Here is a 7,690-nt window from a genome sequence, read left to right as displayed (position 1 = left end):
GTAGGACGTCGCTGGGCAACATAAGAGAAGCGAGAGACCTGAGGGTTTCTCGCTTTTTTGTATGGTTTTTTCACGTTCGCGGAATAAATCTCAAATTCGCGGAATTAATCCGATTTTCGCGGAAATATCTAAAATATAGCGAAATAAAATCGGTATTTTTTTACCTTCTTAAGCTACAAGGATAATATACTTATGAAATTTCCTTTCTTTTTTAAAATCACTGACACGGGATAAGTTAAAGCCACATATCCATAGAAAGAAGAAAAAATAGGCTAAAATGAAGTGAATCGGTATAGATCCACTATAATTAGGCAAAGCTTTTACCATGGAGGTGGGAAGATGGAGAAGACAATCAGGCATAGCTTAAGTGAGTGCTGTCTTGTTTGCGAAGAACACAGTTTAAAAGGTATTCATATTTGCGACCGATTTATTTGTTATGAGTGTGAGCGAAAGGTAATTCAAACAGATACCAGTCATGAAAACTATCAATTTTATCTTGAAAAACTACGAAAACTACGACTTAGTCGATTAGCATAAGCAGATAGCTGTTTTATAGGCTATCTGCTTTTTTACGGAAGAATGTGAAGCGGCAGTAAGTAGGAAGAGACGATACAGATTTACTTGCGCCTTTACTTCTCCGAAAGTCTAGATAATGATAGAATACTAGTATAAGTAATGAATCTTCGATAGATAGAAGTTGGTTTTATGAATAAAGCAGATCAAGCACCTTTATATGAAGCATTAACTATGCGGAAGGAACAGAACCCCCTCTCATTTCATGTACCAGGTCATAAAAACGGTAAGGTTTTTTCAACTTATAGAAGTGCGGATAACTCATTTAAAGAAATATTGAATATAGATGCCACAGAACTTTCTGGACTAGATGATCTTCATCATGCAGACGGTCCAATTAAGAAGGCAGAGCAGCTTACTGCTGATCTTTATGGAAGTGTTGAAAGCCGATTTTTGGTAGGGGGATCTTCAGCTGGTAACCTTGCGATGATCATGGCATTATGTTCTGAAGGGGACATTGTTCTTGTTCAAAACAACTGTCACAAATCAGTACTAAATGGACTTCGCTTATCGAAAGCACATCCTATTTTTCTTACTCCCTCCATTGATGAGGAAAGTCAGGTGCCAACAGGTGTGTCAGTTGATCTCATCCATCGAGCGATCACAAGATATAAGAATATTAAAGCAATCGTACTGACAAACCCCAATTATTACGGAATGACGAAAGATCTAAAACCGATCATTTCTTATGCTCATGAGAAAGGAATTCCGGTTCTTGTTGATGAAGCACATGGTGCACATTTTGTAAGAGAAAATTTTTTTCCTGAAAGTGCTTTGAAACAAGGAGCAGATGTTGTTGTTCAATCAGCACATAAAACACTCCCCGCCATGACGATGGGTTCATATTTACATATAGGTGATCCGAAGTACAGGAATGCAATAAACGATTATTTACAAGTCTTTCAATCAAGCAGCCCTTCATACCCGATTATGGCTTCGCTCGATTTAGCCAGACACTATATTTCTTCACTTCCTGACAATCAGCTCGGTCAAATTTTAGAAGAGATTCTTCAGTTTAAGCACCGGCTGAATAAGATTCCTGGTATAAACGTTATTGGAGATGTAAGTCATGCTTATAAGCAGATTGATCCAATAAAAATAACGGTCCAGTTATCTGGCACCTCAGGATATGATTTGGCAAAAAAGCTTGAGAATGAAGGTATATTTGTTGAGCTTAGTGACCCATTAAACATTTTGCTCATTTGTCCCATAGCATTTAATGGTGAGGCTTATGAGCGAACGTTACAGGCATTTGAAAGGATTGCAGTTCATAGGGATGAAGCCACATTTAGAATACCTATGAATCAGTTGAATCATGAAGAGATAACATTTCCTGCTTATTCTTTTGCGAAGTTGGAAACGATGAATACCAATACAGTTAGTATTAGAAACGCTGTTGGTTTAATTGCAGCGAAAGCCATTATCCCCTATCCCCCAGGAATTCCTATCGTTCTGCCAGGGGAGCGCATAACTTTAGGTAAGATTCAACTAGTAGAAACAGTGTTGAATGGCGGAGGACACATACAGGGGATGAATGGTGATATGATTGAGATTGCAATAGAAGAGGAGTAGGGCATTGAAAGGATTATTTATAACATTTGAAGGACCGGATGGCGCAGGTAAGTCAACACAGGTTCAAAAACTAGCCGATTATTTAAACGAAGAAGGCATTCGTTTTATTCATACAAGAGAGCCAGGTGGTACAGCTATAAGCGATCAAATTAGATCTTTGATCCTTAATCCAGAACATGAAGAGATGGTGGATGAGACGGAAGTACTTCTTTATGCTTCCTCCCGAGCTCAGCATGTGAGAGAAAAGATTCTTCCAGCATTAAACGAAGGATATCTTGTACTGTGTGATCGCTTTGTTGATGCATCAATCGCTTATCAGGGGGTTGGCCTTGGATTAGATGTAGAAACGATAAAGGTCATCAATGAATTTGCAACAGGAGGACTAACACCTGATCGAAGCTATATGATTGATCTTCCTGTTTCTGTTGGTAAAGAAAGAATGGCGGCAAGAAATCAACTTGATCGGATAGAGCAAAAAGGAACCGCTTATCATGAAAAGGTGAGAGAAGCTTTCCTGGAATTATATAAAAATAATAATGAACGGATTCATTTGATTGATGGTGAAAATGCTGTCGATGAGATTTTTTCCTCAATAAAAAAGGATTTTACAGTGTTGTGGGATAACTATTGTAGTAATAACTAATTGACGGGTGCATGCTTGCCGCCCGGGGAGGGATATACATGAAACTAGTAATGGCTGTCGTTCAGGATAAGGATAGTAATCGGTTATCCAATGCCCTGGTCGATCATAATTTCCAGGCGACAAAGCTTGCGACTACAGGTGGATTTTTACGTGCAGGAAATACGACATTTCTAGTAGGTACGGAAGATCATCGTGTACAAAAGCTTCTTGATATTATTAAAGACAATTGTCAGAGTAGAGAACAGATGGTGGCACCGGTCTCTCCGATGGGAGGAAATGCAGATTCTTATGTACCGTATCCTGTTGAAGTGTCAGTTTGAGGAGCAACGGTATTTGTTCTTCCAGTAGAGGCCTTCCATCATTTTTAATATGCACGGTAGGATGAGTGATAGCAATGACAGATTGGAATGAATTAAAAGACCGGCAACCCACGGTTGTTAGAATGGTCATAAATAGTTTCAAGAAAGAACGTCTTTCTCATGCGTATTTATTTGACGGTGGGGCAGGAACAGGCAAAAAAGATATTGCGGTTCATATGGCGAAAACGTATTTTTGTCAGGAAAGAACAGGAATCGATCCGTGTCAAAACTGCAGAGACTGTAAAAGGATTGATTCTGGGAATCATCCCGATTTTCATCTCCTAGAACCTGATGGACAATCGATTAAAATCGATCAAATTCGTAAGCTTCAGAAGGAATTCTCTTATCTTGGGGTAGAATCTCGAAAGAAAGTTTATATATTGAATCATTCAGATCGAATGACAACTCAAGCTGCTAATAGTTTACTTAAATTTCTTGAAGAGCCAGGACAAATGACGATGGCTATTCTCTTAACAGAGCAAAAGCAGCATATTCTATCCACGATTTATTCGAGGTGCCAGGTTATTACATTTCAACCCCTTTCAACAAATGGGGTGGAACAAGCGTTAGTGAATGACGGAGTAACAACACACCTTGCTAAATTAGCTGCTCAATTAACGAATGATCAGCGTGCAGCAAAGGAGTTGGCGCTTGATGAGTGGTTTGCACAGGCTAGAGCGATAGTGATACAATTAACTGAAGAGTTGAAGGAAAGACCTCATCAGGTTTTCCTAACGATCCATGACAAATGGCTAGCTCATTTTAAGGATAAAACGCAGCAGGATATGGGACTTAATCTTATGCTTTTTTGGTATAAGGATATAATGAAAATACAACTGCAGGATAATCGGATTGTCTATGCAGATCAGAAGGATAAGCTCGAACGTTATGCCCTTCAATTCGGAAGAAAGAAGATAAGTCAGCATATGATGGCGATACTTGATGCCAAAAGACGTCTGAGTGCAAACACAAACCCGCAGTTTGTGATGGAACAGCTAGTACTCAGGTTACGGGAGGGATAAGTTTGTGTATGAAGTAGTTGGCGTTCGCTTTAAGAAAGCGGGGAAGATCTATTACTTTGATCCGAGTAGCCTCCAGGTGTCCAACAAAGAATTTGTTATCGTGGAGACTGCAAGAGGGGTTGAATTTGGGAAAGTCGTATTAGCAAACAAGCAAGTTGATGAAGAGGATGTTGTACTTCCTCTCAAGAAAGTAATTCGCATAGCTGATGAAAAAGATCGCCTTGCGGTAGAAGATAATAAACACGCAGCTGAAGAAGCCTTTGAAGTGTGTGTTTCTAAAATTGAAGAGTACAAGCTTGATATGAAGCTTGTTGATGTTGAATATACATTTGATCGGAATAAGATCATCTTTTACTTTACAGCAGATGGAAGAGTAGATTTCCGCGAACTTGTGAAAGGACTCGCATCCATCTTTAGAACAAGAATTGAACTTCGTCAGATTGGTGTAAGAGATGAAGCGAAGATGCTTGGTGGAATTGGACCATGTGGCCGAATGCTTTGTTGCTCAACATGGCTTGGTGATTTTGAACCTGTTTCGATTAAGATGGCGAAAGATCAAAATCTATCTTTAAATCCTGCTAAAATTTCTGGTCTTTGCGGCAGGTTAATGTGCTGTTTGAAATATGAGAACGATGCTTACGAATCCGATAAAAAAGAGCTTCCAGACGTTGGAAAGACGATTCAAACCGGACAAGGTAAAGGGAAAGTTGTTGGGTTGAATATATTGGAACGTCTTGTTCAGGTCGAATTATTTGAACTCAACCGCGTGACAGAATATACGCTTGATGAATTGATACAAGACGGCGCAGTATCTACGCAAGCCACAGATTGATTGAGGTGGAACGGAAGTGGAGAAAAAAGAAGTTTTTTCACGTGTAAGCTCAATGGAAGAACAGATTGGTGACTTATACAAACAATTAGGCGAACTAAAAGAACATCTTGCAGGACTTCTGGAAGAAAATCACCATCTCGAAATTGAGAATCACCACTTGCGAGAGCGGTTAGAACAAACTTCAGAGCCGAAGAGTCATTCATCTGGCAAAAAGAAGCGCGGTAAACCAGAAGTTGGAGAAGGGTATGATAATCTTGCGAGATTATATCAAGAAGGTTTTCATATTTGTAATCTCCATTACGGTAGCATCCGGACAGAGGGAGATTGTCTTTTCTGCTTGTCGTTCTTAAATAAAAAGTAGTGATTTGGTCTTTCCACATCTGGAAAGACCTTTTTTACAATTAAATAACTTGTTCACTAAAGAATTAAAATAGATAGGAGAAAAGCATCATGCATTTATATGATGATGAACGGATTGACTACATCATTGAAAATGAATTAAGAATTATTCAAAGCCCAACGGTATTTTCTTTTTCTCTAGATGCCGTTCTACTTGCACGATTTGCCTGGGTGCCGATAAAACATGGTAAAATAATTGATCTTTGTACAGGTAATGGCATTATTCCACTTCTATTATCGAGAAGAAGTCAGGTTCCGATTGATGCGGTCGAAATTCAAGATCGGCTATATGACATGGGGACGAGAAGTGTGGATTTAAATGACCTTAATGAACAGCTTACCCTACATCATGGAGATATTCGGGACCTACCAGCTGGGTTATTAAAGGAATCTTATGATGCAGTAACATGCAACCCACCCTATTTTCAAAGTAAGCGAAATGAACAGCGTAATCTAAATGAACACCTTACCATCGCCCGACATGAAGTTATGTGTACTCTCGAAGATGTTATTCAATCTTGCAGTCGTTTAGCGAAACAGGGTGGGAAGGTATCACTGGTTCATCGTCCTGAGAGGTTACTTGATATTGTGACGCTAATGAGAAAATACCGTGTTGAACCTAAGAGAATGCAGCTTGTTTATCCGAAAGCTGGTAAACAAGCAAACACGCTATTAATAGAAGGAATTAAAGATGGGAAGCCTGATTTAAAAGTGTTGCCGCCGTTCATCGTTTATCAGAAAGATAATACGTATAGTGACGAGATGAGAAATGTTTATGAAGAACTATAGTCATTTTGTTTACATGCTCGAATGTCGAGATGGTAGTTATTATACTGGCTATACGACGGACTTATCTCATCGATTAGCTCAACATGAATGTGGAAAAGGTGCAAAATATACGAGGGGGAGAGGTCCACTACACCTTGTTTATCAAGCAGAATACGAGACAAAAAGTGAAGCAATGCAAGAAGAATATCGGATCAAACAACTATCTCGTATACAAAAAGAAAAGATAATAAAAGAAAAGAGGCAAGTTCATGTGGAGTCAGAAGAGTTACAAAGAGAGCGAGACAGGTAAACTTTATCTAGTACCAACCCCAATCGGAAACCTGAATGATATGACTTTCCGCGCTATACAGACGTTAAAAGACGTAGATCTTATTGCTGCAGAAGATACAAGACAATCAAAAAAGCTAACGAATCATTTTGAGATTGAGACACGGTTGATTAGCTATCATGAACATAATAAGGAATCGAGTGGAAATAAACTTTTGGAGCGTTTAAGGGAAGGACAAAGTATTGCTCTTATAAGCGATGCTGGAATGCCTGCTATATCAGATCCAGGGTATGAAATTGTGTCGGCATGTGTGGCAGAGGAAATTCCTGTTATTCCATTACCGGGTGCGAATGCAGCAATTACTGCTCTTGTGGCATCAGGTTTACCAACACAGCATTTCTATTATTATGGTTTTTTATCTAGACAAAAGAAAGAGCGAAAAATTGAATTACAACAGCTAAAAACAATTCCTTCACCAGTTCTATTCTATGAGGCTCCTCACCGCTTAAAAGAAATGATGAAAGCGGTTCTTGAAGTTCTAGGAAACAGAGAAATTATTATAGCAAGAGAATTAACGAAGAAATATGAAGAGTTTATTAGGGGATCAGTTGAAGAGGTGCTTCGCTGGTGTGAAGAAAATGAAATCCGTGGTGAATTTTGTGTGATCGTCGAAGGCGGCATAGTTGAAGAAGTGAATGAAGAGCTTTGGTGGGAAGATTTCACCTTACGAGATCATGTAGAACACTATATTAGTGACGGAATGAAAAGTAAGGATGCGATCAAACAAGTGTCGATTGATCGCGAGCTACCAAAAAGAGAAGTGTATCAGGCCTATCATGTAGAATCTTAGAGTACAAAAAAAGCTCCTGCCTTTATTGGCAGGAGCTTTTCTATACATTCATTATTTAGCAAGAGCTTTTTGGATTTCTTCCAATACTTGCTCCGCACCTTCGCGACTAAGGATTAGTTTGCCGTTACCGATGGCAAGATTGTCATCGGATACTTCACCAGTTACCTGGCAAGTCATGTTAGGCTTATTTTTTTTTAGGATGATGCGCTCATCGTCAACGTAGATTTCAAGAGCGTCCTTTTCTGCAATACCAAGTGTACGGCGTAGTTCGATCGGAATAACAACACGGCCAAGCTCGTCAACTTTACGTACAATACCAGTAGATTTCATGTTTTATACTCCCCTATTCCCAATTTTTTATTAATTACGTCAGGATTCGACAA

General features: G+C 39.2%; 11 protein-coding genes. 10 read left to right on the top strand and 1 reads right to left on the bottom strand.

Translation table 11 applies throughout. From position 1 onward, the window contains the following. The first annotated feature begins 339 nt into the window (after window positions 1-339). The 10 genes from ACIFPW_RS08650 (at window position 340) to rsmI (ending at window position 7,307) form a co-directional block, all read left to right on the top strand. Window positions 340-537, top strand: a complete 198-nt coding sequence (locus tag ACIFPW_RS08650; RefSeq protein WP_194222578.1) for a sigma factor G inhibitor Gin — start codon at window positions 340-342, stop codon at window positions 535-537. 168 nt (window positions 538-705) lie between these two features. Beyond that, the gene (locus ACIFPW_RS08645; RefSeq protein ID WP_430243518.1) at window positions 706-2,145 is read left to right on the top strand and encodes an aminotransferase class I/II-fold pyridoxal phosphate-dependent enzyme; all 1,440 of its coding nucleotides are present in this window, start codon (window positions 706-708) and stop codon (window positions 2,143-2,145) included. Window positions 2,146-2,149: 4 nt separating this feature from the next. After that, on the top strand, window positions 2,150-2,788 hold the full coding sequence (tmk, locus tag ACIFPW_RS08640; RefSeq protein ID WP_430243516.1) for a dTMP kinase: 639 nt from the start codon (window positions 2,150-2,152) through the stop codon (window positions 2,786-2,788). A 38-nt stretch (window positions 2,789-2,826) separates the two neighbouring features. Further along, entirely contained in the window at window positions 2,827-3,108 is a 282-nt protein-coding gene (locus ACIFPW_RS08635) for a cyclic-di-AMP receptor (protein WP_430243514.1), read from the top strand. 74 nt (window positions 3,109-3,182) lie between these two features. Next, window positions 3,183-4,169 (top strand): DNA polymerase III subunit delta', encoded by a 987-nt coding sequence (gene holB, locus ACIFPW_RS08630; RefSeq protein ID WP_430243512.1) that lies wholly within the window; start codon window positions 3,183-3,185, stop codon window positions 4,167-4,169. Between the two features lie 4 nt (window positions 4,170-4,173). Beyond that, window positions 4,174-5,001: a PSP1 domain-containing protein gene (locus ACIFPW_RS08625; protein WP_430243511.1), complete on the top strand. Its 828-nt coding sequence runs from the start codon at window positions 4,174-4,176 to the stop codon at window positions 4,999-5,001. Between the two features lie 16 nt (window positions 5,002-5,017). Next, complete coding sequence (yabA, locus tag ACIFPW_RS08620) at window positions 5,018-5,362, top strand: DNA replication initiation control protein YabA (protein ID WP_098445898.1); 345 nt, start codon at window positions 5,018-5,020, stop codon at window positions 5,360-5,362. A gap of 89 nt (window positions 5,363-5,451) precedes the next feature. Next, complete coding sequence (locus tag ACIFPW_RS08615; RefSeq protein WP_430243509.1) at window positions 5,452-6,189, top strand: tRNA1(Val) (adenine(37)-N6)-methyltransferase; 738 nt, start codon at window positions 5,452-5,454, stop codon at window positions 6,187-6,189. After that, window positions 6,176-6,478, top strand: a complete 303-nt coding sequence (locus ACIFPW_RS08610; RefSeq protein WP_226616837.1) for a GIY-YIG nuclease family protein — start codon at window positions 6,176-6,178, stop codon at window positions 6,476-6,478. Before ACIFPW_RS08615 ends, ACIFPW_RS08610 begins: the two co-directional genes overlap by 14 nt. Next, window positions 6,438-7,307, top strand: coding sequence for a 16S rRNA (cytidine(1402)-2'-O)-methyltransferase (gene rsmI, locus ACIFPW_RS08605; protein ID WP_430243507.1), 870 nt, complete (start codon window positions 6,438-6,440; stop codon window positions 7,305-7,307). Before ACIFPW_RS08610 ends, rsmI begins: the two co-directional genes overlap by 41 nt. 51 nt (window positions 7,308-7,358) lie before the next feature. Here rsmI and ACIFPW_RS08600 read toward each other — a convergent pair whose 3' ends face one another. Beyond that, on the bottom strand, window positions 7,359-7,637 hold the full coding sequence (locus ACIFPW_RS08600) for an AbrB/MazE/SpoVT family DNA-binding domain-containing protein (RefSeq protein ID WP_430243505.1): 279 nt from the start codon (window positions 7,635-7,637) through the stop codon (window positions 7,359-7,361). Between the last annotated feature and the right edge of the window lie 53 nt (window positions 7,638-7,690).

It is taken from the genome of Pseudalkalibacillus sp. NRS-1564 (assembly GCF_050467905.1).
GTDB lineage: Bacteria > Bacillota > Bacilli > Bacillales > Guptibacillaceae > Guptibacillus > Guptibacillus hwajinpoensis_B.
Note: the sequence above shows the minus strand (reverse complement) of the source record. Positions and strands in the feature narration are given on the sequence as shown.

What these genes read in the sequence shown, in the direction of transcription:
- ACIFPW_RS08645 (WP_430243518.1), top strand. Translation starts at nt 706, where the DNA reads ATGAATAAAGCAGATCAAGCACCTTTATATGAAGCATTAACTATGCGG.
- rsmI (WP_430243507.1), top strand. Translation starts at nt 6,438, where the DNA reads ATGTGGAGTCAGAAGAGTTACAAAGAGAGCGAGACAGGTAAACTTTAT.
- ACIFPW_RS08610 (WP_226616837.1), top strand. Translation starts at nt 6,176, where the DNA reads ATGAAGAACTATAGTCATTTTGTTTACATGCTCGAATGTCGAGATGGT.
- ACIFPW_RS08650 (WP_194222578.1), top strand. Translation starts at nt 340, where the DNA reads ATGGAGAAGACAATCAGGCATAGCTTAAGTGAGTGCTGTCTTGTTTGC.
- holB (WP_430243512.1), top strand. Translation starts at nt 3,183, where the DNA reads ATGACAGATTGGAATGAATTAAAAGACCGGCAACCCACGGTTGTTAGA.
- ACIFPW_RS08635 (WP_430243514.1), top strand. Translation starts at nt 2,827, where the DNA reads ATGAAACTAGTAATGGCTGTCGTTCAGGATAAGGATAGTAATCGGTTA.
- ACIFPW_RS08615 (WP_430243509.1), top strand. Translation starts at nt 5,452, where the DNA reads ATGCATTTATATGATGATGAACGGATTGACTACATCATTGAAAATGAA.
- ACIFPW_RS08600 (WP_430243505.1), bottom strand. Translation starts at nt 7,637, where the DNA reads ATGAAATCTACTGGTATTGTACGTAAAGTTGACGAGCTTGGCCGTGTT.